This is a genomic window from Pseudomonas peli (genome assembly GCF_050563605.1).
In the GTDB taxonomy this organism is placed as follows: Bacteria; Pseudomonadota; Gammaproteobacteria; order Pseudomonadales; family Pseudomonadaceae; genus Aquipseudomonas; species Aquipseudomonas peli_A.
Window position 1 is genome coordinate 245,789 of sequence record NZ_JBNXUH010000002.1, and the last position, 23,455, is coordinate 269,243.

Annotated in this window: 21 protein-coding genes; 3 read left to right on the forward strand and 18 right to left on the reverse strand. The window is 60.9% G+C overall.

Annotated features, from left to right (window positions below; translation table 11 throughout):
- Positions 1–7: 7 nt before the first annotated feature.
- Positions 8–877 carry a helix-turn-helix domain-containing protein gene (locus tag ACQ4LH_RS03475; RefSeq protein ID WP_430695943.1) on the reverse strand — a complete coding sequence of 290 codons (870 nt, stop codon included), beginning with the start codon at positions 875–877 and terminating at the stop codon, positions 8–10.
- Positions 878–997: 120 nt separating this feature from the next.
- Between ACQ4LH_RS03475 and pobA the strand changes: the two genes are divergently transcribed.
- Entirely contained in the window at positions 998–2,182 is a 1,185-nt protein-coding gene (gene pobA, locus ACQ4LH_RS03480; protein ID WP_430695944.1) for a 4-hydroxybenzoate 3-monooxygenase, read from the forward strand.
- Positions 2,183–2,257: 75 nt separating this feature from the next.
- On the opposite strand, the gene ACQ4LH_RS03485 is transcribed toward pobA, so the two are convergent.
- On the reverse strand, positions 2,258–4,180 hold the full coding sequence (locus tag ACQ4LH_RS03485) for a hypothetical protein (protein WP_430695945.1): 1,923 nt from the start codon (positions 4,178–4,180) through the stop codon (positions 2,258–2,260).
- Between the two features lie 614 nt (positions 4,181–4,794).
- Between ACQ4LH_RS03485 and ACQ4LH_RS03490 the strand changes: the two genes are divergently transcribed.
- Both ACQ4LH_RS03490 and ACQ4LH_RS03495 read left to right on the forward strand, forming a co-directional pair.
- Positions 4,795–5,514: a hypothetical protein gene (locus ACQ4LH_RS03490; RefSeq protein ID WP_430695946.1), complete on the forward strand. Its 720-nt coding sequence runs from the start codon at positions 4,795–4,797 to the stop codon at positions 5,512–5,514.
- 11 nt (positions 5,515–5,525) lie between these two features.
- The gene (locus tag ACQ4LH_RS03495) at positions 5,526–6,986 is read left to right on the forward strand and encodes an MDR family MFS transporter (RefSeq protein WP_430695947.1); all 1,461 of its coding nucleotides are present in this window, start codon (positions 5,526–5,528) and stop codon (positions 6,984–6,986) included.
- A 4-nt stretch (positions 6,987–6,990) separates the two neighbouring features.
- Here ACQ4LH_RS03495 and ACQ4LH_RS03500 read toward each other — a convergent pair whose 3' ends face one another.
- The 16 genes from ACQ4LH_RS03500 to ACQ4LH_RS03575 form a co-directional block, all read right to left on the reverse strand.
- Complete coding sequence (locus tag ACQ4LH_RS03500) at positions 6,991–7,278, reverse strand: DUF2218 domain-containing protein (protein WP_430695948.1); 288 nt, start codon at positions 7,276–7,278, stop codon at positions 6,991–6,993.
- 10 nt (positions 7,279–7,288) lie between these two features.
- Positions 7,289–8,125 (reverse strand): cache domain-containing protein, encoded by an 837-nt coding sequence (locus ACQ4LH_RS03505; protein WP_430695949.1) that lies wholly within the window; start codon positions 8,123–8,125, stop codon positions 7,289–7,291.
- 14 nt (positions 8,126–8,139) lie between these two features.
- The gene (locus ACQ4LH_RS03510) at positions 8,140–9,171 is read right to left on the reverse strand and encodes a formylglycine-generating enzyme family protein (RefSeq protein ID WP_430695950.1); all 1,032 of its coding nucleotides are present in this window, start codon (positions 9,169–9,171) and stop codon (positions 8,140–8,142) included.
- Positions 9,171–10,829, reverse strand: coding sequence for an arylsulfatase (locus ACQ4LH_RS03515; protein ID WP_430695951.1), 1,659 nt, complete (start codon positions 10,827–10,829; stop codon positions 9,171–9,173). Before ACQ4LH_RS03515 ends, ACQ4LH_RS03510 begins: the two co-directional genes overlap by 1 nt.
- A gap of 29 nt (positions 10,830–10,858) precedes the next feature.
- Positions 10,859–11,488: a CoA transferase subunit B gene (locus ACQ4LH_RS03520; RefSeq protein ID WP_430695952.1), complete on the reverse strand. Its 630-nt coding sequence runs from the start codon at positions 11,486–11,488 to the stop codon at positions 10,859–10,861.
- A gap of 2 nt (positions 11,489–11,490) precedes the next feature.
- On the reverse strand, positions 11,491–12,201 hold the full coding sequence (locus ACQ4LH_RS03525; RefSeq protein WP_430695953.1) for a CoA transferase subunit A: 711 nt from the start codon (positions 12,199–12,201) through the stop codon (positions 11,491–11,493).
- Positions 12,202–12,305: 104 nt separating this feature from the next.
- Complete coding sequence (gene fdhA, locus ACQ4LH_RS03530; RefSeq protein ID WP_430695954.1) at positions 12,306–13,502, reverse strand: formaldehyde dehydrogenase, glutathione-independent; 1,197 nt, start codon at positions 13,500–13,502, stop codon at positions 12,306–12,308.
- 99 nt (positions 13,503–13,601) lie between these two features.
- A complete protein-coding gene (locus ACQ4LH_RS03535) occupies positions 13,602–14,387 on the reverse strand; it encodes a cyclase family protein (RefSeq protein ID WP_430695955.1) in 786 nt (261 codons plus the stop codon).
- Positions 14,387–15,373 carry an NAD-dependent epimerase/dehydratase family protein gene (locus tag ACQ4LH_RS03540; RefSeq protein ID WP_430695956.1) on the reverse strand — a complete coding sequence of 329 codons (987 nt, stop codon included), beginning with the start codon at positions 15,371–15,373 and terminating at the stop codon, positions 14,387–14,389. Before ACQ4LH_RS03540 ends, ACQ4LH_RS03535 begins: the two co-directional genes overlap by 1 nt.
- Positions 15,374–15,383: 10 nt before the next feature.
- A complete protein-coding gene (locus ACQ4LH_RS03545) occupies positions 15,384–16,367 on the reverse strand; it encodes a fumarylacetoacetate hydrolase family protein (RefSeq protein WP_430695957.1) in 984 nt (327 codons plus the stop codon).
- Positions 16,364–16,945 carry a cupin domain-containing protein gene (locus ACQ4LH_RS03550; RefSeq protein ID WP_430696137.1) on the reverse strand — a complete coding sequence of 194 codons (582 nt, stop codon included), beginning with the start codon at positions 16,943–16,945 and terminating at the stop codon, positions 16,364–16,366. The genes ACQ4LH_RS03545 and ACQ4LH_RS03550 overlap by 4 nt, the downstream gene beginning before the upstream one ends.
- 14 nt (positions 16,946–16,959) lie before the next feature.
- Entirely contained in the window at positions 16,960–18,033 is a 1,074-nt protein-coding gene (locus tag ACQ4LH_RS03555) for a Rieske 2Fe-2S domain-containing protein (RefSeq protein ID WP_430695958.1), read from the reverse strand.
- 21 nt (positions 18,034–18,054) lie between these two features.
- Positions 18,055–18,645, reverse strand: coding sequence for a malonic semialdehyde reductase (locus ACQ4LH_RS03560; protein ID WP_430695959.1), 591 nt, complete (start codon positions 18,643–18,645; stop codon positions 18,055–18,057).
- 10 nt (positions 18,646–18,655) lie between these two features.
- Positions 18,656–19,603 (reverse strand): PDR/VanB family oxidoreductase, encoded by a 948-nt coding sequence (locus tag ACQ4LH_RS03565; RefSeq protein ID WP_430695960.1) that lies wholly within the window; start codon positions 19,601–19,603, stop codon positions 18,656–18,658.
- Between the two features lie 4 nt (positions 19,604–19,607).
- On the reverse strand, positions 19,608–20,816 hold the full coding sequence (locus tag ACQ4LH_RS03570; protein ID WP_430695961.1) for an MFS transporter: 1,209 nt from the start codon (positions 20,814–20,816) through the stop codon (positions 19,608–19,610).
- A gap of 142 nt (positions 20,817–20,958) precedes the next feature.
- Complete coding sequence (locus ACQ4LH_RS03575) at positions 20,959–23,454, reverse strand: efflux RND transporter permease subunit (protein WP_430695962.1); 2,496 nt, start codon at positions 23,452–23,454, stop codon at positions 20,959–20,961.
- Position 23,455 lies beyond the last annotated feature (1 nt).

Sequence of the window (23,455 nt, forward strand, 5' to 3'; positions counted from 1 at the left end):
TTCCAGCTCAGCGCTGCTGGCGGAAGGCCTTGGGCGACAGCCCGCAACCACGCTTGAAGAAGCGGGAAAAATACGCCGGCTCGGAAAAACCCAAACTGTCAGATATCTGATTGACGGTCATCGCCGTGTAAACCAGGCAGCGCTTGGCTTCCAGCAGCAGGCGCTGGTTGATCAACTGCAGGGCCGACTGGCCGGCCAGGCGTCGGCACAGGGCGTTGAGGTGCGCGGCACTGATGCCCAGTTCGGTGGCGTACTGCTCGATCGGGCGGTGCTCGCGAAAGTGGCTTTCCAGCAAGCAGGTAAAACGCTGCAAGTGTTCGCGGCCACGGTCCTGATTCTGCGTCTCGGCATACATCAGGGCCTGCGACCTACGCCCAACCCATACCAGCAAAGCGCTGATCAGTGACTGCAGCATTAACTCGCGACCCGCCTGCTGCGTGCTGTACTCCTCGGCGATGGAGTCGAATAGAGTGTCCATATAGCGCTGCTGCTCAGCCACCGGGTAACAGACTGCGTGCGACAATGGCGGGCTGTCGAGCACCGTACTGAGTTGCTCCACCAGCGGCAGGGCCAGACTCAGCACATGTCCCTGTATATCCTGAGAAAAGCGGAAACCATGCACGCTAAGCGCCGGCACCACCTGCAGCGAGGGCTGCTGCACGCGGTTGACCACGCCCTCCACTTCCAGCTCGGCGCTGCCGCCCTGCAAGTACAGCAGCTGCACCAGATCACCATGGCGATGGGGTTTGATCTCCCAGTCATGCAGGCGGCTGCGCTCGGGAATCGACTCGCAGTGAATCAGGTCAGGCGTCGGCCAGGCCGCCGTTTCGCCGTACAGTTTGAACACCGGCACTGCAGAGGCAGAAGACTTATGCATCACGCAACAACACTCGAAAAGTCCAGAAATATAATCGGATAGTGCCTTCAAAGCGCGATGCTATCCACCAAAAATACAGGAGAACCCAACAAGGCCCTGCGCCGCCCAAGGACAATAACAATGAAGACCCAAGTCGCCATTATCGGTGCCGGCCCGTCCGGCCTTCTGCTCGGCCAGCTGCTGCTCAAGGCCGGTATCGACAACATCATCATCGAACGCCAGAGCCCCGACTATGTGCTCAGCCGCATCCGCGCTGGCGTCCTGGAACAGGGCATGGTCGACCTGCTGCGCGAAGCCGGCGTAAGCGAGCGCATGGACTGTGAAGGGCTGGTGCATGACGGCTTCGAACTGGCCTTTGACGGCCGCCGCGAACGCATCGATCTGCAAGCGCTCACCGGCGGCAAGACGGTAATGATCTACGGCCAGACCGAAGTCACCCGCGACCTGATGGCCGCGCGCCAGACCAGCGGCGGCGTCACCCTGTACAACGTGACCGACGCCCAGCTGCACGAACTCAAGGGCGAACAGCCCCACGTCAGCTTCACCCATAACGGTGAATCCATGCGCCTGGACTGCGAGCATATCGCCGGCTGCGATGGCTTCCACGGTGTGTCGCGTCAGTCGATTCCCGATGGCGTGCTCAAGGAGTTCGAGCGGGTCTACCCGTTCGGCTGGCTCGGCGTGCTGGCCGACACCCCGCCGGTCAACGAGGAGCTGATCTACGCCAACCACGAACGCGGCTTTGCCCTGTGCAGCATGCGTTCACCCACCCGTACCCGTTATTACGTGCAGGTGGGCAGTGAGGAGAAGGTCGAGGACTGGTCCGATCAGCGTTTCTGGGACGAATTGAAAAGCCGTCTGCCGATCGATACCGCTGCACGCCTGATCACCGGTCCGTCGATTGAGAAAAGCATCGCGCCGCTACGCAGCTATGTGGTCGAGCCCATGCAGTACGGCCATCTGTTTCTGGTCGGCGACGCTGCGCACATCGTACCGCCCACTGGCGCCAAGGGCCTGAACCTGGCGGCCAGCGACGTCAGCACGCTGTACCGCATCCTGCTCAAGGTCTATCAAGAGGGCCGCAGCGATCTGTTGGAGCGTTACTCGGCGGTGTGCCTGAAGCGCATCTGGAAGGCCGAACGTTTCTCCTGGTGGATGACCTCGATGCTGCACAAATTCCCCGGCACCGACGCATTCAGCCAGCGCATGCAGCAGACCGAACTGGACTACTTCGTCGGCTCCGAGGCCGGACGTAAGACCATTGCCGAAAATTATGTAGGGCTACCCTACGAAGCCATCGAGTAGCTGTAGCCTCGTTGGCCAAACAAAAAAGCCCGAACCGTCACCGGCTCGGGCTTTGTTCATTTACAACGCGAAAAGTCAGTGCTGGGCGACAGGAAACGCCTTCAACCTGACCGCCGAGGTCATGCGATAAATTTCAGAGTTGGGTTCAGCAGCCAGGGCTGCGGGACCAACATTATTGACCACATGACGAATCCCACCATCACCAAAAATCACCGCGCTGGTCATGGACTTGAGGCGTACGCCAGGCGTTTCAGGCACTTCGATGGCACTGGAGGCATGTACGTTTTGCCAGGCAAGAAACAGGGAGTAAATCGCCAGGCCTGTCGCCTCATGCGATTTGACCTTATTGGAAACAACATAGGAGGCATAACCTTCTTTGTTGCCGTTCATCCACGCCGCTTGGCTTGGCGGGTCATAAGGCATTTCACTTTGGTAGAAGAGGGTTCGACCACGCTCACCATTCCAGATGACCTGTTGTTTCTGATAATGCTCAACAAACAAACCCAGCGCATTGACATCATTACCATTGACCACTAGACCGTGATCGGCATGATTCTGATCCCAGGCAGTACCCGTACCATGGTCGCCGCGCCACAACCAGCTGTGATCCAAAATCACATTATTACTATTAACTTCCACACTGGTAGTCGCTTGCCCCAAACGCGGCCCACCTACCCGTACAAAGATATCGCTGAGTGTAGTTGGGTCATGTGGCGCACCGGCATAACTGTTCTTTTTTCCCACTTTCAGCAGCACATTTGAACGCACAGGGCCCGCATCAATAGTAATGCCGGACAGCATTACCCCGCTGACATCAGCCACTTCGATTGCAGCAGTCCCTTGCATCGGCACCAAAGACGGCAAGCCCAGACCTAGAACGACGGTGCCCGGACGAGATACCTTGAGGGATTTATTTAACTCATAGATACCAGGCGTAAGAATAAGATTCTTGCCAATTTTTAACTGAGCATTAATAAGATCCGCTGTATCAGTCGGCTTGGCGATATAAAAACTATGAATCGAGAGTTGCTTGCCACTGCGAGATGACACCGACCAGTCAAAACCTGCAGAGTGGGTTTTGGCATGGGGAACAAAAACCTGAAACTCACCCTTTTTATCGACATGGATAAAGGGCGCCTCTCGCGAAACCGGTGTGGTTGGCAGGCTGGTAATGCTACCGGGTGCAAAATTGCTAGCCGGGGCACCATGGACGCCGGAGAACATATAGTTGACGGCACGTCCGTTCCACGAGCCGATCGAACTGTCACGCGTATACCAATGGGCCTGGGCTTTCTGCTGGGTGCCATCACCACTGATGACTGCACCTTGGACCTTGCTGTTGGCAATATAGGTACCGAAGGCGTACGCGCCATAACGGCCGGTCAATTCGAGGTCGCCGAGGATGTTGATCCGACGCAAGGGTGCAGCCTGCGAAACAGCCCAACGCAGCGTATGAGGCGGCGCGATGCCTTCGGGATACGTGAGTAATGCATCCTCACCGACCGGCTGCTGAATAGGATTGATGGTGAGGTTGGACATCGACCGCCAGAACTTGGTCAGCGAGTTGGACTCGAGCGTATCGTCCTGAGGATTGCCGTTAGGATTTTCCTGCCACGGCTCCACATGCAGCGCACCGTTGATACGCACATCCTCCGGCGATTTACCAAGGCCATAGATGGCCGTGTAGTAGCCTATTTCAGCATTTACAATGCCGGTCGCAGTCGCGGGGTCATGCTGACCTGCGTCACTGCCATAAGTACCTGGCATAAAAAAAACCGCATGACGATTTTTGCTGAACTCTGATTCTTTCGATATGCGCTGCAGCGTTGCATTGATAGTCGCGAGCGGTGTTTTCTGATTGAAGACGATGACGTTGGGTCCAAAGTCAGGCGTTTTGTTATTGCCTTTCATCGGCGTGGCAGCAACAGGAAAGCCTATCAACAGTGCGCTCGCCACACCCGCGGCAGCGAATGCACGTACAAGCAAGTTAGCGTTCATTTTTCACCCTTCCATCTATATATTTATTTTTGTAGATGAAGTACAAAAAAACAGCACTTCAAAAGTGCAAATATCAAACTACAGGATGCCTACGCTTACACCCAAGCAAGCGCAACATCATCAACTAAGTATCAGCAGATACCATTCAACGACTGCACCCAAAGAAATCCACACCACTCGTTTTCCCACTGAATTTCACTTGATACAAGTTGCAGGTAAAATTCGGCACAGCAAAGTTGCAGGCGAACGCCCGGCATTACCAATTGTTTTCCCAGCTACAAGGTATCGTCGCATCCGATAGATTGATTTCAGCAATCACATAAAAATGCTCGGCACAGCGTTTTATTTGATGGATTTAAACAAATAGATTTAAGTGGGCGCTAATCGAACTTAGTTTGTTCCAAGCAATTGCAGAACATCCATTAGTGTCCCTAAAGTGCTGCCCGCAGCTTTGGCTGTCGCTGCGCGCTTCACGAGAGCGCGCGGCGCTTTTTCTCTGCGCCCACCGCTCCGACGTCGCTACCCGCCTCGTCTTGCACGGTACCGGGCCCGCGTTGCGCGGGTTCGGCGCGGCGCCATTGCATGAGCCATAACAACAAGAAAGGAACACTGCCATGCCCGTCCGCCTGCTTTTCGTCTTGCTGTTGCTACCCCACTTGGCTTTCGCCAGCCCTAACGCCGAACGCTTGCAAGCCATCCGCAGTCAAGCGTTCAACACCTGCAGCAACCTGCTGGTGCACTACAACCCCAACCAGACTGACAGCGATCCGCGGCATGCCGAGCGCTATCGACAAACCTTGCAGCAGTTACAGCGATTGGTGACGCTGGAAAAAGACCCGCTACTGATCCTGTACGCCAGCGAAATGCGTGAACATATTGAGACGTTGGAGCGCCAGTCGGCCAACACTCCCGAGCTTTACCCCACCTGGATCAACCCGTTGCTGGAGGCCCAATCCCGCCTCGACCAGCAGGCCAGCGTGCGCTATGCCAGCGCCGCCCCGATCGAACCCCGTAGACAAGCGTTGCATCAACTGACGCTGGACATTGAGCGCCTGCAACTGCTCTACCAGACCCGCACCTTCGGCTCGCTGGCGGTTTATGTGATGGCCACGGACGACAGTACATTTGCCCAACTGGACCAGCAGATTCTGCAGAACTTCACAGCACTCAAGCAGGACTGGCCAGAGCATGCTGCCGAGCTGAACAAGCTGCTGCGCAAGTACGATTTCATCCGCCCCCGCTTGCTCAAACATGAACTTGTCTGGGTACCTGGCAGCGCCGCCTACTACCTGGGCCAAGTCACCGATGGCCTCGCGCGTATCAACGCCGAGTAAGGAAACAACTCATGAGCCGCAGCGTAGCCTCAGTGCCGCTCACGCCCACTCAGTTGCGCAGGGTGCTGGCCGGCTTGATGCTCGGCCTATTTCTCGCGGCCCTCGACCAAACCGTGGTGGCAGTGGCCCTTGCGGATATCGCCCGCGACCTGCCCGGCAGCCAGCTGCTGGCCTGGGTGGTCTCCGCCTACCTGCTAGCCATGACCGTCAGTACGCCGATCTTTGGCAAGCTTGGTGACTTGTTTGGCCGCAGACGACTACTGGCAATCGCCATCGGTGTTTTCGTACTGGCCTCCCTGCTCTGCGGGCTGGCGCAATCCATGCCACAACTAGTAGCTGCGCGAGCCTTGCAGGGGATCGGTGCAGGTGGTCTGCTGGCGGTCATCCAGGCCTTGATTGGCGACCTGATCGCTCCGGCAGAACGAGGTCGCTACCAAGCCTGGTTCAGCGGCATGTTTGCCCTGGCCAGTCTGATTGGCCCAACTTTGGGTGGTCTGCTGAGCAGTCAGTGGTCATGGCGCTGGGTGTTCTGGATCAATCTACCGCTCGGTGCTTTGGCCTATATTCTCAGCCAGCGCCGCCTCGCCGGCTTGCAGGAGAACCGCCGCAATGCGCGCATCGACTACCTGGGCAGCGTTCTACTGATAATCGGCTTATGCAGCCTGCTGTGGCTGATCAATCGTCTCGGCCATTCTGCACTGTGGTTGAACGTGCAGAATGGTTTGCTGCTGTTGCTCGCGGTAGTTGCTCTGAAGCTGTTCATCATCCAACAACGGCGCAGTCTTGATCCATTGATTCCATTGGCCCTACTGCGCATCGACGCGGTGCGTTCGGGCTGGTTATTGCTGTTCTTTGCCAGCTTCCAGGCTGTGGGGCTGGCGGTACTTATCCCACTGCAGGCCTACAACTCGGGTGGGGCCGGAGTCAGTGCGAGCCAGTTGATGGCTCTGGCCCTCGGCACACCGTTGGGGGCTTTTCTCGGCGGCCATTTCAGTACCCGCCTGGGCCGCTACAAGCCAATGATTGTTTGCGGAGCCGTACTCCTGCCTGTTGCCTTGCTGATTTTGAGCATGCTGCCCAGCCCCCATGGCCCGGCAACTCTGTTCGTTCTGCTGCTCTGCGGCGCAGCCATCGGCCTGCAGTTCCCAACTTCACTGGTCGCCGTGCAAAGTGCAGCGCCCCATCATCACCTAGGTGTGGTAACGGGAGTCTGTGGATTATTTCGAGGGCTGGGAGGCATGCTGGGTGTATCACTATTAACCAGTTTGCTGTGGCTATTGCTGCCGGGGATCAGCGCCGACTCAATGACAGAGACAGGCATGAATCTGTCAGCAGTGGACAGCCATCTGTTGCGCAAGGCCTTCGCCACGTTGCTGCAGATCGATGCGGCAATCGCCCTACTGCCGTTGTTGATCGCCCTGCGCTTGAAAGATCGCTCACTCAGCCGCGACCTTACTGCCGCACCTGAATAACTGCCTACTCCAACCGCGCCCGCCAATGCACCGCAAGCGTTTCAGTACCGGCCATGCGCTGCAGGTGCTCGGCGACTACCTGCTGCATGCGTGCCTGGTTGTCTTCCGGCATGTGCAGGCTGACCTGCAACAAACTGGCCTCAGCGGCAAACTCGCAAGTGCCTGCAGGAAATGCCACCGAACCATGGCCCTCGGCCAGCTGCACGTTGAACTTGTGGCTCCAGTGTCGGCATAGCCGGGTCATCAGCCGTACAGGATTAGCACAAGACACATAGGCTTCACTGACTGTCATTCGATCCTCCTTATTTAGGCTCGCGGTAGTAACCCACGGCGACCAGGTAATGCCCGACCTTGCGCAGTAGCGCGTACTTATCCTCGACCTTGCCGGTCACCGGGTTCTTCCAGCGATAGTCATAGCCTGCGCTAGCGCTTTTGCCGATCAACGCCAGAATCGGTGCACCAACGGGCTTACCTTCCGGGTCCTTGATCGAGGCAAAATCCACGCCGAGCAAACGCAGGTTGTAGCCGTGGGCTACGTACCGGCGGCTATTGAGATCGACAACGAAGACATACAGATCGTCCTCGCGAAAATCTGCCGAGAGATTATTGATCGAGCCGAGCGTGCCCTGGAGGTCACTCTCCAGCGCCGACACAGCACGATCCAACAGCCCCTGCGCCTGTTGCGGGGTGGCGCGCGGCAAGTAGTGACCGACCGCGATGATGCGTTCGCCGACCCGCTGGTAGTACACCTGCTTGCGTTCGACACGCGCGTCGCGAACATTCATCCAGCGGTACTCGGCGGTTTCAATTCGGCCTTCTTCACTGGCCAGCGCCTCGGCAAACGCCGTGCGCAGCTCCGGCTCCAGTACCGTGGACACATCCCGTCCGATCAGCACCGCCGAGCTGCCGCCACTGGCGAGCATAGTGCCCTGGGTATCGACGACGAACACATAGTGCTCGCCATCGACAAACTCACCCTGACGGCTGAACGCAGCCAGTGCTGCATCACCCTGCATACGGTAATACTCCACCGCACTTTGCAGCAGTCGCCGGGCCTGTTCGCCTTCAGACGCCACCTCGGCCTGACTGGTTCCCACCAGCGCCAACAGCAGCGCTATTCCTAAACAGAATCGTTTCATGACATTCACCTTGTTCACTGCGTAAGTGAGCGTTGTGCCGCCACCGGCTCAGGACCGGAGCGACGAATCGTACGAAAGCCCACATGGGCAGTGGCCAGATCGCCTTCCTGTCGCTCACGGGCGGCAACCCGATAGCGCATGCAGTAATTGGCGGCGCAGAGGAACGATCCCCCCTTGATCACCTGATGCTGCTCGGCTGCGACAGGCAGCAAGCGCAACGTGCTCGGGTCGCCATTGGCATGCCCTTGCACTGCGCCGGAATAGCGATCAGCGGTCCATTCCCAGAGATTGCCGATCATGTCGTAGAGGCCGTAGGCATTGGCCGCGAAGCAGCCAACCGGGGCACGACCGGCATAGCCGTCCTCGGCGGTATCAACCAGCGGAAAGGCCCCCTGCCAGTAATTGGCCGTGGGCCGGCCCTGATCATCCAGCGGGGTGTCGTCGAGCGGCTCGCCAGATGAGCCGCCCCGTGCGGCGTACTCCCACTCGGCCTCGCTGGGTAGCTGATTGCCCAGCCACTGCGCATAGGCCTGGGCATCGGCCAACGTAACCAATGCCACTGGCAGATTGCCCGGCGCCGAGTCCACATCACCCTGACCGTCAGGCTGACGCCAGTTGGCGCCCGGCACGTAACGCCACCAGGAAAGCACTGGCGGATTGAGCTGTTCAGCGTTTGGCGCAGCAAATAGCGCCCCACCGCCTTCGCGTTCGGCTTCGGTTAGATAACCCGTGGCCGCGACGAACGCGGCGAATTGCGCCTGGGTCACCTCGGTGCGGTCGATCCAGAAATCGCCAACCGACACTGCGCCCAAGGGGCACTCATCGTCATAGCCGTTATAACTGCCAGGGGTAAACTCGCCGCCCTTGATTTGCTGCATGGCGGCCAGCGGGTTAGCCGGCCAACCCTCTGGCAAGCCTGAGTAAGCGCTACAGCCCTGCACGCTTCCGAGAGCGGCCTGAGCCGGCTGATAGAGCCACAGACTCAGCCCCCCGAAACCGAGCAGCAACAGGCTCGCGCCCAGCAGTAGCGCGCCACGCAGAGCCATCAGTGCGCCTGGGCCGGCATGGGCGGTGCAACCACGCCCACCTGCCTGGCATAGCCCTGCCAGGCTTGTTTCAGGCGCGCCAGGGTATCCGCTTGGCTGGCAGCCAAATCGTTGCGCTCGCCCCGGTCAGTGGCCAAATCAAACAACTGCCAACGCAGCGGTTGTGGTGCATCGGCAAAACCGCCCTGCGGACGCATAGCCAGCAGTTTTAAGTTGCCTTCGCGGTAATAAAGATTGCCGAACAGTTCGCCCGCGAGCACGGCTTGCTGGCCATGGGCGGAAGCCTGGCCGTGCAGCATGGGCAGCATCGACTTGCCTGTGATCGGGTGCTTAGTCTGCCCGGCATAGCTGTCGCCCGGATCGGCGACAGCGGCCAGCGCCAGGAAGGTCGGCGCCAGGTCGTCAACCCGCGCGATACCCGTTTCCAAACCCTGGCGTTGCATGCGTTTAGGCAGCTGCACGATGGCCGGTACACTGATCCCACCTTCCGCCGGAGTGCCCTTGAACAGGCGGAACGGCGCGGCACTGACCTCGGCCCAGCGCGCCCCATAATCGATCTGCGAACCAGGTCGACCCAAATTCTCATAGCTGTTGTCGGTATTGGGCCCGGCTGGGTAGAACTGCGTATGAGCCTCGCCCGCCGCGCCGTTGTCAGACATAAACACGATCAGGGTGTTGTCCAGCTGACCACTCTGGCGCAGATGATCGAGCAGGCGGCCGATGTTGTGGTCGAGGTTGTCGACCATCGCCGCGTATATCTCCATCTTGCGGGCTTCGGTCTTTCTCTGCTCGATACTCAGCTGGTCCCAGCGTGGCAACCTGGGGTTGGCCGGCAACGAGTTCGCCGGCTGGAAATCCGCAGCGAGCAGCCCGAGCGTTTTCATCCGTTCGATACGCGCCAGACGCACAGCGTCATAGCCCTGATCGTAGCGCCCCTGATACTTGTCCAGGTAGGCATCCGGAGCCTGCAGTGGCCAATGCGGTGAGGTATAGGCTGCATAAGCGAAGAACGGCCGGCCTGTCTGCTGGCTTTCGCGCAGATAGGCAATCAGCTTGTCGGTGTAGAAGTCGGTGGAATAGAAATCCTCCGGCAACTCGACGGCCTGGCCATTCTCCCGGTAGTTAACCTGCTCGACCTTGGTAGGGTTGAGCACGGCAGGTTTGAAGTGCGAAGCCCCACCTTCCAACAGCGTAAAGGAGCGTTGAAACCCGCGCTGATCTGGCCCCTGCTCAGGCTTCAGGCCAAGGTGCCATTTACCGACCATGTTGGTGCTGTAGCCACCGTCCTTGAGCAATTGCGCAATGGAATGCGCCTGCTGGTTGAGATAGCCCTCATACCCTGGTTTACCGCGCTGAAACGGCTGCAGCGCTTCCTCCATGGTGCCGAGCCCGGCCAGGTGGTTATCCGTGCCGGACATCAGCATGGCGCGGGTCGGCGAGCAGGTCGGCGCGGCATACATGCTGGTCAGTTGCAGGCCAGTGGCCGCCAACTTGTCCAGATTTGGCGTGCTGATTTCGCCGCCAAAGGCACCCAGGTCCGAGTAACCGAGATCATCGGCAACGATCAGCAGAATATTCGGCCTGGCATCGGCCGCGACGGCATTAGCGGCCATCAGCGGCCCAAGCAGCAAGGTGTAGATCAATGTATGCAGACGCATCAGGGCCTCTCTTTTTATAGTTGGCAGCTTTAGGCGAGCACTGTGCAGCCGGTGGCATCACGCAGCTCGGCCAGCGATACGCCCTCGGCCAGCTCGACCAGCTTTAGTCCCTGTTCAGTCACATCAAGTACGGCCAGATCAGTGATGATCCGGTCGACCACGCCCACACCAGTCAGCGGCAAGTCGCAGCGTTCTAGAATCTTCGCCGCTCCACCCTTGGCGCAATGTTCCATCAGCACCACCACGCGCTTGACGCCGGCGACCAGATCCATCGCCCCGCCCATTCCCTTGACCATCTTGCCGGGGATCATCCAGTTGGCCAGATCGCCTTCGGCAGACACCTGCATCGCCCCGAGAATCGACAGGTTGATATGGCCACCGCGAATCATCGCGAAGGAGTCGGCGCTGTTGAAAAAGCTGCTGCCGGGCAGCGTAGTGATGGTCTGCTTACCTGCGTTGATTAAATCGGCATCGACGTCCTCTGTTCGTGGAAAGGGGCCGATACCGAGCAGGCCATTCTCGCTTTGCAGCCAGACGTCCATGCCTTCAGGGATGTAGTTGGCCACCAGGGTCGGCAGGCCGATCCCTAAGTTGACGTAAAAACCATCCTGTAATTCTTGGGCGGCGCGTTGCGCCATCTGTTCGCGGGTCCAGGCCATGCTCAGCTCCTCCCTGCTGTTGTAGAAAGTGTACGTTGCTCGATACGTTTTTCCGGGCTGGCGTTGAGCACCAAGCGCTGCACATAAATGCCGGGCAAGTGGATCTGGTCGGCATCCAGTTCGCCGATCTCGACGATTTCCTCGACCTCGGCAATGCACACGCGCCCTGCCATCGCCGCCAGCGGGTTGAAGTTGCGCGCGGTTTTGTTGAACAGCAGGTTGCCGGCCTTGTCGGCCTTCCACGCCTTGATCAGGGCAACGTCGGCAGTCAGCGATTTTTCCATCACGTACCACTGGCCATCGAACTGGCGAGTTTCCTTACCTTCGGCAACCAGGGTGCCGTAACCGGTTTTGGTGAAGAACGCCGGAATGCCCGCACCGCCGGCGCGCAGCTTCTCGGCCAGGGTGCCCTGCGGGGTGAACTCCAGCTCCAGCTCGCCGGCCAGGTACTGACGCTCGAACTCCTTGTTCTCGCCGACGTAGGAGGAAATCATCTTGCGGATCTGCCGGGTTTCCAGCAGTTGGCCAAGGCCGAAGCCATCGACCCCGGCGTTATTGCTGATCGCCGTCAGGTTGCGTGCACCGCTGTCACGCAGCGCGGCGATCAATGCCTCGGGAATCCCACATAGGCCAAAACCGCCGACCGCCAAGATCATGCCATCGGCAACCTGACCGGCAAGTGCGGCGGCAGCGCTGGGAAATACTTTATCCACGGATCACTCCTCAGCTCATTTACAAAAAACATCGCGGCTGGTCGCTGCAACCAGCCGCAGGGAAGCGCACCGCTATGCGATCAACTGCGCGATAACGACGCCCACTAGGCGCTAAACAGCCTGTGCGGATCGATAACGAATTTCTTCGGCACGCCGGCATCGAACTCGCCGTAACCGCGCGGCGCGTCGTCCAGGCTGATCACCTGCACGCCGACCACTTCGGCGATATTGATGCGGTCCCACATGATTGCCTGCATCAACGCGCGGTTGTACTTCATCACCGGGGTCTGGCCTGTGTGGAAGCTGTGGGATTTGGCCCAACCAAGACCGAAGCGAATGCTCAAGCTGCCGAGCTTCGCGGCGGCATCAACCGCGCCTGGATCTTCAGTAACGTAGAGGCCTGGAATGCCGATCTTGCCGGCGACCCGCACCACACCCATCAGCGAGTTGAGCACCGTTGCAGGCGCCTCGTGCTGTACGCCGGCATGGCCATGCCCACGGGCCTCGAAGCCCACACAATCGACGGCGCAGTCGACTTCTGGCTCGCCCAGCAACGCGGCGATTTGCTCATGTAGTGGGGTGTCTTTAGACAAATCGACAATTTCGAAACCAACTGCTTTGGCATGAGCCAGACGCACCGGGTTGACGTCGCCGACTATCACCACCGCAGCGCCGAGTAGACGTGCCGAAGCTGCAGCCGCCAAACCAACCGGGCCGGCACCGGCGATATATACGGTGCTACCAGGGCCAACGCCGGCAGTGACCGCGCCGTGGTAACCGGTGGGCAGAATGTCGGAGAGGCAAGTCAGGTCGCGGATCTTCTCCATGGCCTTGTCACGATCCGGTAGCTTGAGCAGGTTGAAGTCGGCGTACGGCACCATGGCGTATTCGGCCTGGCCACCCGTCCAGTCCCCCATATCGACATAGCCGTAGGCACCACCGGCGCGGGCCGGATTGACCGATAGGCAAACGCCGGTGTGTTGTTCCTTGCAGGAGCGGCAGCGGCCGCAGGCGACGTTGAATGGCACCGAAACCAGATCGCCGATTTTCAGGTTCTCGACGTCGCTGCCCTTCTCGATCACCTCGCCGGTAATCTCGTGACCGAGTACCAGGCCGGTTTGCGCCGTGGTGCGGCCGCGCACCATATGCTGGTCGGAGCCGCAGATATTGGTCGACACTACACGCAGGATCACCGCGTGTTCGATCTTGCGACCGCGCGGGTCCTGCATTTTCGGATAGTCGATTTCCTGCACTTCGACATGGCCAGCGCCGAGATACACTACACCACGATTACCAGACATACCTGTGCTCCTTAATTATTGTTAAAACCGCCAGAGAACCTGCCAACGCGAGCAGTCGACGCTGGGTAACAAGCAGCGCTGAAGGCGCAGCCACTCGGCTTACTCTTCAAAAATTGCCACCGCGCGGACGAAGCCGGCCGAGGCGTGTTTGATCTTGTAGGGAAAGCACGACACCTGAAATCCGCTGGCTGGCAGGCTCTCCAGGTTGGCCAGTTTCTCCATCTGGCCGTAGCCGATATCACGCCCGGCCTTGTGCCCTTCCCAGATGATTGAGGCATCGCCGCTGGCAGCGAAACGCTCGCGGGTGTACTTGAACGGCGCATCCCAGCTCCAGGCATCGGTGCCGACCACGCGCACACCACGTTCCAGTAGATACAGGGTGGCTTCGCGGCCAATCCCGACGCCGGCATCCAGATAACCCGGCTGGCCAAACAACGCGCCGGCACGGGTATTGATCAGCACGATATCCAGCGGCTGCAGCGCATGGCCGATGCGCGCCAACTCGGCCTCTACTTCAGCGGCAGTCACCACATGGCCGTCCGGCAGGTGGCGGAAGTCAAGCTTCACGCCGGGCTGCAGGCACCATTCCAGCGGCAGTTCGTCGATACCAAAGGCCGGCTTGCCGCCATCGGTGGTCGAGGCGTAGTGCCAGGGTGCATCCATGTGCGTGCCGCTGTGGGTGGTGATATTTAGGCGCTCGGCCGCCCAGGACTCGTCGCCCGGCAGCTGGTCCTTGCTCAGGCCAGGAAACATCGCGGCCATCTCCGGCCAGCCCTGCTGGTGGTCCATGTAGTCGATCTTCGGCAGCAAGGGCGGCGGATCGGTGTAGGGGTTGTTGTCGAGGGTGACGGAGAGGTCTACCAGGCGGCGTTTAGTCGATTTCATTAAGCAGTCACTCCTTGGGCGCGCGAGCGGCGCGCTGGTGCCGGAATAGTTAGGGAATTACGCACCAAGCCAGCCGCCGAGCCGTCATGACGGAAGCCCAGGGCGCGGCCCTGTGGGGTTTTCATCGTTGGGGCGCTGCCGAACAGCGCCTCCAAGCCGGCATCAGGAGCGAAGCTGACCAGCGCGCGGCGCTCCTGCCCATAAACCGTGGCCAGGGCATCGAGTACCTGGGCGATGGACAACTGCAGCAGCGGCAATTGCCACACCCGCTGCGGGCCGAGGCTGCTGCTGTCCAGCTCGGCGGCGTGCAGTAGGTTGTCCACGCAGCAACGCAGCGACATCCACCAGCAACTAGCCTCGGCAGACACCGGGCAGCGGTATGGCTCGCCGGCAGCAAAGGCCTGCAGCAGGTCGCTCATAAAGGCCGAACGCAGGCCATTGGGCTCGCGCGGGCGGGCGACGATGCCCGGCAGGCGCAGGGCGCGGCCGTCCACCTCGCCACGCCGGGCCAGGTCGCTGAGCGCGGTTTCCACCATCAGTTTGTGCGCGCCGTAGCTCAGCTCGGGGTGCGGTACGGCGCTTTCATCCATCCGCGCCGGCAGCTCGCCGCCATACACCGCCACGCTGCTGGCATACACCAGCACCGGCGCGCCAGGCTTGCTGCGCAGTTGGTCGAGCAGCTCCAGGCTGGCCAGCAGATTGACCTGATATCCGAGGCTGTACTGCTCCTCGGCGGCACCACCTGGAATGCTCACCAGGTGGAACACCACGTCAATGCCATCGGCCAGGGCGCGGCGCAGCAGGGCGGCGTCGGTGACGCTGCCGTAGTGGCGCCGCAGGCGCTTGTCTTCAGGAAAGCCCTGCAGGTCCTTGTCCAGCAATAGCAAAGCGCTGATCGGCTGACCACGCAGCTCACCCGCATCGAGCAGGCGCTGCACCAGCGCTCGGCCGACAAAACCATTGGCCCCTGTGACCATTACGCGCATGGCGTACTCCTCAGCCGACGGCCGCAACGACGCGTTGATCGATGCCGCCGAATATCGACTGCCCATCGCGATCCAGCACGTCCATGCGCACGCGGTCGCCGAAGCGCATGAAGCCGGTCTGCGGCGCGCCGTGGGCGATCATCTCGATGGCGCGCAATTCAGCGATGCAGGCCGAACCGACACTGCGGTCGGCGTTCGACACAGTGCCGGAGCCGATCAGCGTGCCTGGCCCCAAACGTCGGGTCAGTGCGGCATGGGCAATCAGTTGCGGGAAGCTGAAGTTCATCGCTCCGCCATTGGGGTTGCCGAACCACTTGCCGTTCCACTCCACGTGCAGCGGCAGGTGTACACGGCCGTCGCGCCAGGCGTCGCCCAGCTCATCCGGGGTCACCGCCACGGCGGCGAAACTCGACGACGGCTTGGCCTGCAGGAAGCCGAAACCGGTCTTCATCTCGCGCGGCGCAAGGGCGCGCAGGCTGACATCGTTGATCTGCAAAATCAGCTTGATATGGCTGCCCGCCTGCTCGGCCGTGCAGCCCAGCGGCACTTCGTCGACCAGCACCACGAACTCGCCCTCGAAGTCGATGCCCTGGCTCTCGCTGGGCAGCGCGATGTCGTCGCGGCCGCCGAGGAAGTCGTCGCCAGCGCCCTGGTACATCAGCGGGGTGGTGTCGGCACCGTCGATGGGGTCGAGGTGGAAAGCCTTCTGCATCAGCTCGCCATGGTTAAGAAAGGCCGAGCCGTCGCACCACTGGTAGGCGCGCGGCAACGGCGCCATGACCGCTGCTGGGTCGAAGGCGAAGGCAGCTTCAGCGCGGCCTTCGTTAAGTTCGCGGTAAAGCGTTTGCAGCTCGGGTTCAACGCTCCACCAGTTCTCGATGGCCAGTTGTAGTGTGGCGGCGATATGCCCGGCGTCCAACGCACGACTGAGGTCACGCGAGACCAGCAGCAAACGCCCGTCGCGGCTGCCGTTGTTGAGGGTGGCCAGCTTCATGGGTGTACTCCGTGCAAAGCCGCGAGGTCGGCGGCGTACTGGCCGTCGAGAAGGATAAAGACCATCCGCGCCATCTGTTCGGTGCGGTTGCTCCAGGCGTGGTTGGTACCGCGCTGCACGACGATGTCGCCGCGCTTGAGGTGCACATCCTCGCCGTCCAAGATCAGCCACACCTCGCCCTCGGTGACCACGCCGTAGTCGAGGGTTTCGGTGCGGTGCATCAGTTTGTGTTTCGAGTCGGTCTGACCGGTGCCGGCGTGGGCCTGGCCGATTTCGGCGAAGGCAGCCGCAGCGTCCTCAGCGCTGACCTGGTTCTGCACGCTATCCGGCGGGATATCCACCACGCGGATCACGCTGCCCAGCGGCATCGGGCTGAGCTGCAGAGGCTGGTTGGTCGGGTCGTCTGCGTTATCCAGCACGGCCGGGCTGACGGTGCTGTTCCACACCTCGTAGAACACCGTGCCGGGCACCGCCTTGAGCGGGAAGTTGTTGGGTGTCGGCCCGCTTATGGCGACCACGGCCTGGCCCTGGGCGTCGTGGCCGGTGACCACGCGCTTGAAGCCGGGCAGTTGCTGCATGGATGGAGTACTCATCAGCCGTTGTCCTTGAGCAGACGCTCGATAATCCGCCGCGCGCGGTTCGGCCCCACATCGACATGGATATCCACCATGGGCTGCACGCCAAAGCGCTTCATATTGGCGTACTGCGCTTCGATGATTTGCTTGTCTTCATCGAAGGTCTGCTCGGTCTGCTGCAGTACCTTGCGCAGGGTTTCCTCGGGCTCGGAAAGCGGGTTGGTGGCCATGCTCCAGAAGTAGTGGCAGCTGGTGGCAGTTTCCGGGGTGATGCCGTGGAAACCGCGCATGTGGAAGCCGCCCCGCTGCGGGTCGTCGATGGCATCGGTACCGACATCCACCGCGCCAGTCCAGATACGCAGGTGCGACAGGTTGAATTCGATTTCCTGCCAACGGTCGATCCGCCCCTTGAACGGATAGGCCGCTGTATAGGTGGGCGGCGGCTCGGAATCCGGCATGTAGCGCACCACCTTGACCGACTCGTCATCGCCGGTGACCTGCATCTGCGCGTTCATGTGGATGCGTGCATTGCCGCCGATGGTGTGCAGGTGCACATAACCCAGGTGGCTGAGATCCAGCAGGTTGTCGTGAATCAGCTGCCAGGGCGCGTCGTAGTGGTACACGTCGCCACCGAACAGGTACTGACCGCTGCTGTGGTGCGGATAGGACGGTGGCTCGCTGGACGGCTCAGCTTGCTCATCGCGGCCATACCAGAGCCAGATGATTTGGTCCTGCTCACGTACCTTGTAAGCCTTGACCAGCGCCTTGCCGGGCACCTTGGTCTGGCCAGGAACTTCCAGGCACTTGCCATCGGCACCGAACAGCAGGCCGTGATAACCGCAGCGCACGCCCTGCTCTTCCAGGGTGCCCTTGGACAGCGGCAAGGCGCGGTGGCAGCAACGGTCTTCCAGCGCCGCCACCTGACCGTCGGCGGTGCGGAACAGCACCAGCGGGTGGCCCAGCAAGGTGCGCGCCAGGGGGGTATCAGTCAGTTCCCAGGCAAATCCGGCGACATACCATTGGTTCAGCGGAAAGCTTGTGGCTGCCGGTTGGCCTTGCGGATCGAATTGTTGAATCGCGGGTGCACTCATGGCTGTTCTCCTAAGTTCGGGTCAGATCAGGCGGCAGGCTTGATCGAACGACAGACGCGGGCCGACCGGGCGTAATGCGCTGACATCGCCATAGCCGAGGCTGCAGAGAAAATTGCTTTTCCAGCGGCCATCGGGGAAAAACGTGGCATCGACCTGGGCGTTGTCGAAGCCCGACATCGGCCCACAGTCCAGCCCCAGAGCGCGGGCGGCGAGTATCAGGTAGGCACCCTGCAGGCTGCCATTGCGAAGCGCGGCGGTGTGCGCGGCCTGCGGGTTGTCGCGGTACGGCGCGGCGGCGTCGTAGATCGGAAACAGCTCAGGCAGAAACTCGAAGAACTGGCTGTCGAAGGCGACGATGACGGTCACCGGGGCCTGCAGCATCTTCTCGCCGTTGTGGCCCTTGAGCGCCGGCAGCAACTGCTGCTTGGCCTCGGCACTGCACACAAAAACGAAGCGTGCCGGGCAGCAGTTGTTGCTGGTCGGGCCCTGTTTCAGGGTGTTGTAGAGCTCGCGCAGCAGCGCGTCCGGCACCGCCTGATCGAGCCAGGCATTTTGCGAGCGAGCGTCGAGAAAAAGCTGCGCAATGGCGTCAATGGAGAGTGATTGATTCATCAATAAAACCTCAGAGATCGAGTACCAGCCGCGTGCTCTTGGCGCGCGAGCAGCAAGGGGTGAACTGGTCGTTGCGAGCGTGCTCGGCATCAGTCAGGAACATATCGTTATGCTCGGGCTCGCCTTCCAGTACGCGTGTCACGCAGGTGCCGCAAATGCCCTGCTCGCAGGACAGCGGAATGTCGATACCGGCCTCCAGCAGCACCTCGGCCACGCTGCGTTCGGCGGGGATCTGGAAACACTGCCCGGAGCTGGCCAGTTGCACTTCGAAGCTGCCGGCCTCGGCAGTGGGAGCCGCTGCAGCGAAGTATTCACGGTGCAGTTGCGTGTCGGCCCAGCCCTGCTCGCGCGCTGTGTCCAACACATGGTCCATAAAGCCATTGGGGCCACAGACATACAGGTGGCTATCACTCGACGGCGCGGACAGAACCCGTGCAGCATCCAGACGGCCAGACACTCCATCATCGATATGCAGGTGCACGCCGTCGGCAAAGGTCGAATTGCGGATGCGCTCGACAAACGCCATACGCTCGGCGGCGCGACCGCTGTAATGCAGCTCGAACGGCGCGCCGATCTGCGCCAGACGCTCGGCCATGCAGAGGATCGGGGTAATGCCGATGCCGCCCGCAAACAGCATGCTGTAGGCCGCCTCATGCACCAGCGGGAACAGGTTGCGCGGTTCGCTGATGCGCAACTGGCTGCCCTCCTCGACCTGCTCATGCATGGCTTGCGAACCGCCGCGCGAGGCCGGGTCCCGCAACACGCCCAGCAGATAGCGGTGGCTCTCTTCGGGGTGGTTGCACAGCGAGTACTGACGGACCAAACCATTGGGCAGGTGCACGTCGATATGCGAGCCGGCACTGAAAGCAGGCAGTGAGCGCTGGCCGGCAGCAGCCAGCTCGAAGCTATAAACACCTTCGGCTTCGCGACGCTTACGGGTAACTATGACGTCGATCATCGTCTTACCCTCGCGCCGGCTGTTCAGTGACAGACGCAACGTCCACCTGGCCAGCCCGTTTGGGCAGCCCTAGGCAGGCCACGGCAACCAACAGTTGCAGGGCCGCAATGATCCCCAGTGCGGTCGGCAAGCTGCTGTTCACTCCGCCAGTAATCGCCAGCACCACCAGCGGGCTGACGAACTCACCGGCAAAGATCGCCGCAGTAAAGAAACCCGCGGCACGGCCACGCTGATGAAAGCCAACCAGCGACATGATCCAGGTGATCAGCGTTGGCAACATCAAACCGATGCCCAGGCCGTTGACCAGTACCGCGACCACCACCAGGGCATGGCTGTCGGCTGCAGCCATCAACGCCCCGCCAATACCCGCCAGGACAAAGGCCAGGAGCATCTGCCGGGGTGCGGGCATGCCGCTGAGCAAACGGAAACTCAGCGCACCGGCCAGCACGCCAAGCTGGTTGGCACCCATGGTCATGCCGATCTGTTGCGGCGCATCGACGTGCAGCAGGTTAAGCAGATAACCGGCTTGTACCGGCACCACAAACAGGCTAAGACCAGCCAGGAAGGACAAAGCATACAGCGGTGTCAGGGCGCGCCAAGGGAATGCACCGCCGGCAACGTCAGCAGTAGCGGCAACCTGGCCACGCGGTTCCCAGAGAAACCAGGCCATCAGCGGCAGGAACAACAAACCGACGCCATACAGGGCAAAGGGCACGCGCCAGCCGTGCTCGCCGAGCATGCCGCCGACAGCGATAAAGATCGCCGCCGACAGCGAGGTGGCAACCATCTGCAGGGCGAACAGCCGTTCACGGCGCGCGCCGTTGTAGTAGTCGCCCATCAGCGTGGTGCAGCAGGTCATGATCGCCGCCTCGGCCAGGCCGATACCGGCGCGGCTGATGACGATGGCCTCAAGCGAATCCAGCCACAGCGGCAGCACACCACAGAGGGTGTAGAGAACCATGGCCCCGAGCAGCAGCGGCTTGCGCCCAAGACGGTCGGCGATCACCCCGGCAAAGGGTGCCAGCAAGGCGATCATCAGGGCCGGCAGGGTCAGTGCAATCGGCACCAACACGGTGGCACCAGGGGTGCTGGCGAAGTGTTCCTGCATACGTGGCAGTACCGGTGCCAGCAGCACCGCACCGAGTACCGGTAAACAGCTGCCGAGCAACAGCAGCAGCGATTGCGGCAGACCCGCTTGGCGTTCAGCGCTCATCACAGACCTCCACCGCGGGTACAGCTGAAAACGCCACACCATAGGCAGTCAGTCCGGTCAACAGACCGCGTAACAGGTGGTGAATACAGGCGTGTACACGGGGCATGGGCAACTCCTCTCTTGTTGTTATGGCGCGGCCGAATTAACGGCCGTACGTACCGTCAATCTGTGGGCCAGCCGCTTCTACAGGCAGCATCAGGTGCATGTCGGCAGCCGCTTTGCTCGCACGCGGAGCCAGGCCAACCACTTCACCGGCAGCGTTCTGGCGGCTAGTCGGCAACAGGAAGTAGGCCAGTGCCGGCAGCAGCACCAACGCACCGACCATGTTCCAGACGAACATGAAGGCCAGCAGCACGCCCATGTCGGCCTGGAACTTGATGGGTGAGAAAATCCAGGTGGCCACGCCGATGGCTAGGGTTACGCCGGTGAGCATCACCACCTTGCCGGTGGACACCAGTGCGCGGTAATACGACTCGGACAGGCTCACGCCCTGGCGTAGATGGCCGAGCATGATGCTCATCACATACAGCGCATAGTCGATGCCGATGCCCACGCCGAGGGCGATCACCGGCAGCGTGGCGACCTTGACTCCGATGTTCAGCCAGACCATCAGCGCTTCGCAGAGGATCGAGGTAAGCATCAGCGGGATCACCGCGCAGACCGTGGCGCGCCAGGAGCGGAAGGTGATCAGGCACAGCAGGATCACCGCGCCATAGACCCAAAACAGCATCTCGCGGTTGGCCTGTTTGACCACGATATTGGTCGCGGCCTCGATGCCGGCATTACCGGCGGCGAGCATGAACTGCACCTCGTCGGTGTTGTTCGCTGCGGCAAACTGCTCGACGTGATCGACCAGGCGGGTCAGGGTCTGCGCCTTGTGGTCGGTCAGGTAGGCGTACAGGGTCAGTAGGCTGCAGTCTTCGTTGTACAGGCCGCGCGGCGCGCCGGCGGTAATCATGTTGAGCATCGCCTGGTTATTCTGCAGCTCGTACCACTTCGGGCTGCCTTCGCTGAGGCCGACCAGCATGCGGCGGTTGAGCAGCGCCAGCGAGTTGGTCGAGTCGACGCCGGGCAAGGCGCGCAGTTGCCAGTCGAGGGCATCCACCTTGTTCAGGATGTCGTAGCGGGCGCAGGCCCCGGCCGGGGTTTTGATCATCACCGCAAACAGGTCGCTGCTGGCCCCATAACTGCGGGTCATAAAGGCGTCGTCCTGGTTGTAGCGCGAGTCGGCGCGCAGCTCAGGCGCACCGGCGTCCAGGTCGCCGATATTCAGCTGCAGACTGACGATAAAACCCACTACAGCCAGTGCCAGGCTCACGGCGATGCACAGTGCGGCCCAGCCACGCTGGGTGAACAGATCAAGGAAACGCCAGAAGGCATGACGGCGCAGGCCGGCTTCTTCGGCCTGCTCACCCTTGAGGCTGAACTGCGCGGCGCTAGGACTGACCCCCACATAGGAGAGCAGCACCGGCAACAGGATCAGGTTGGTGAAGATCAGCACGGCCACGCCGAGGCTGGCGATCACCGCCAGGTCCTGAATCACCTGGATATCGATGATCATCAGCACGGCGAAACCCACCGCATCGCAGAGCAGCGCGGTGAGGCCGGCGAGGAACAGGCGGCGGAAGGTGAAGCGCGCAGCAACCACGCGGTGCATGCCGCGACCGATGTCCTGCATGATGCCGTTCATCTTCTGCGCGCCGTGGCTCATGCCAATGGCGAACACCAGGAACGGCACCAGCACCGAATACGGGTCCAGCTGATAATCCAGCAGCGGCAGCAGACCCAGCTGCCAGACCACGGCTACCAGCGAGCAGAGCACCACCAGCACGGTGCTGCGCACGCAGCGGGTGTACCAGAAGAGCACCGCGGTGGTGATCAGGATGGCGACGGCGAAGAACAGCAGAATCTGTTTCAAGCCTTCGATCAGATCGCCGACTTTTTTAGCGAAACCGGTGATACGAATCTCGATGCTGTTGCTCTGGTACTCGCTGCGCAGCGACTCCAGCTGCTGCGACAGGGTGGCGTAGTTGAGCGGCTGACCATCGGCGGTGTTCTGCAGCAACGGTACATAGATGATGCTGGAGGTCTGGTCGAAGGCGACCAGTTGGCCGATCTCGTTGGACAGCTGCACGTTGCGCTTCAGCGCGCCAATGCTCTGGGGGCTGGCGTCGTAGTCATCGGGGATCACCGGGCCGCCATCCAGGCCCTCCTCAGTCACCGCCACCCAACGGGTAGCCGGGGTCCACAGCGACTTCATATAGGCGCGGTCGACACCAGGCAGCAGGTAAATCTTGTCGCTCAGTTCTTGCAGGGTCTTCAGGTAGGTGGCGTCGTAGATATCGCCCTGCTTGTTGACCACCGCGATGCGCAGCGCATTACCCAGACCGGTCAACTGCTTCTGGTTATCCAGGTAGTTGGCAATGTAGGGGTGGTGGGTCGGGATCATCTTCTCGAAGCTGGCATTCAACTCGATACGAGTGGACTGAAAACCGAGAAACAGTGTGGCCGCCAGGCACAGCAGTAATACCCACAGGCGATGATTGAACAGCGCGCGCTCGACTACCGAGCCGGAACGCGGATCGAAGTTGTCGAGACTGCCCGCAGGGGATGAGTTGAAACCAGTAGAGGACGTCATA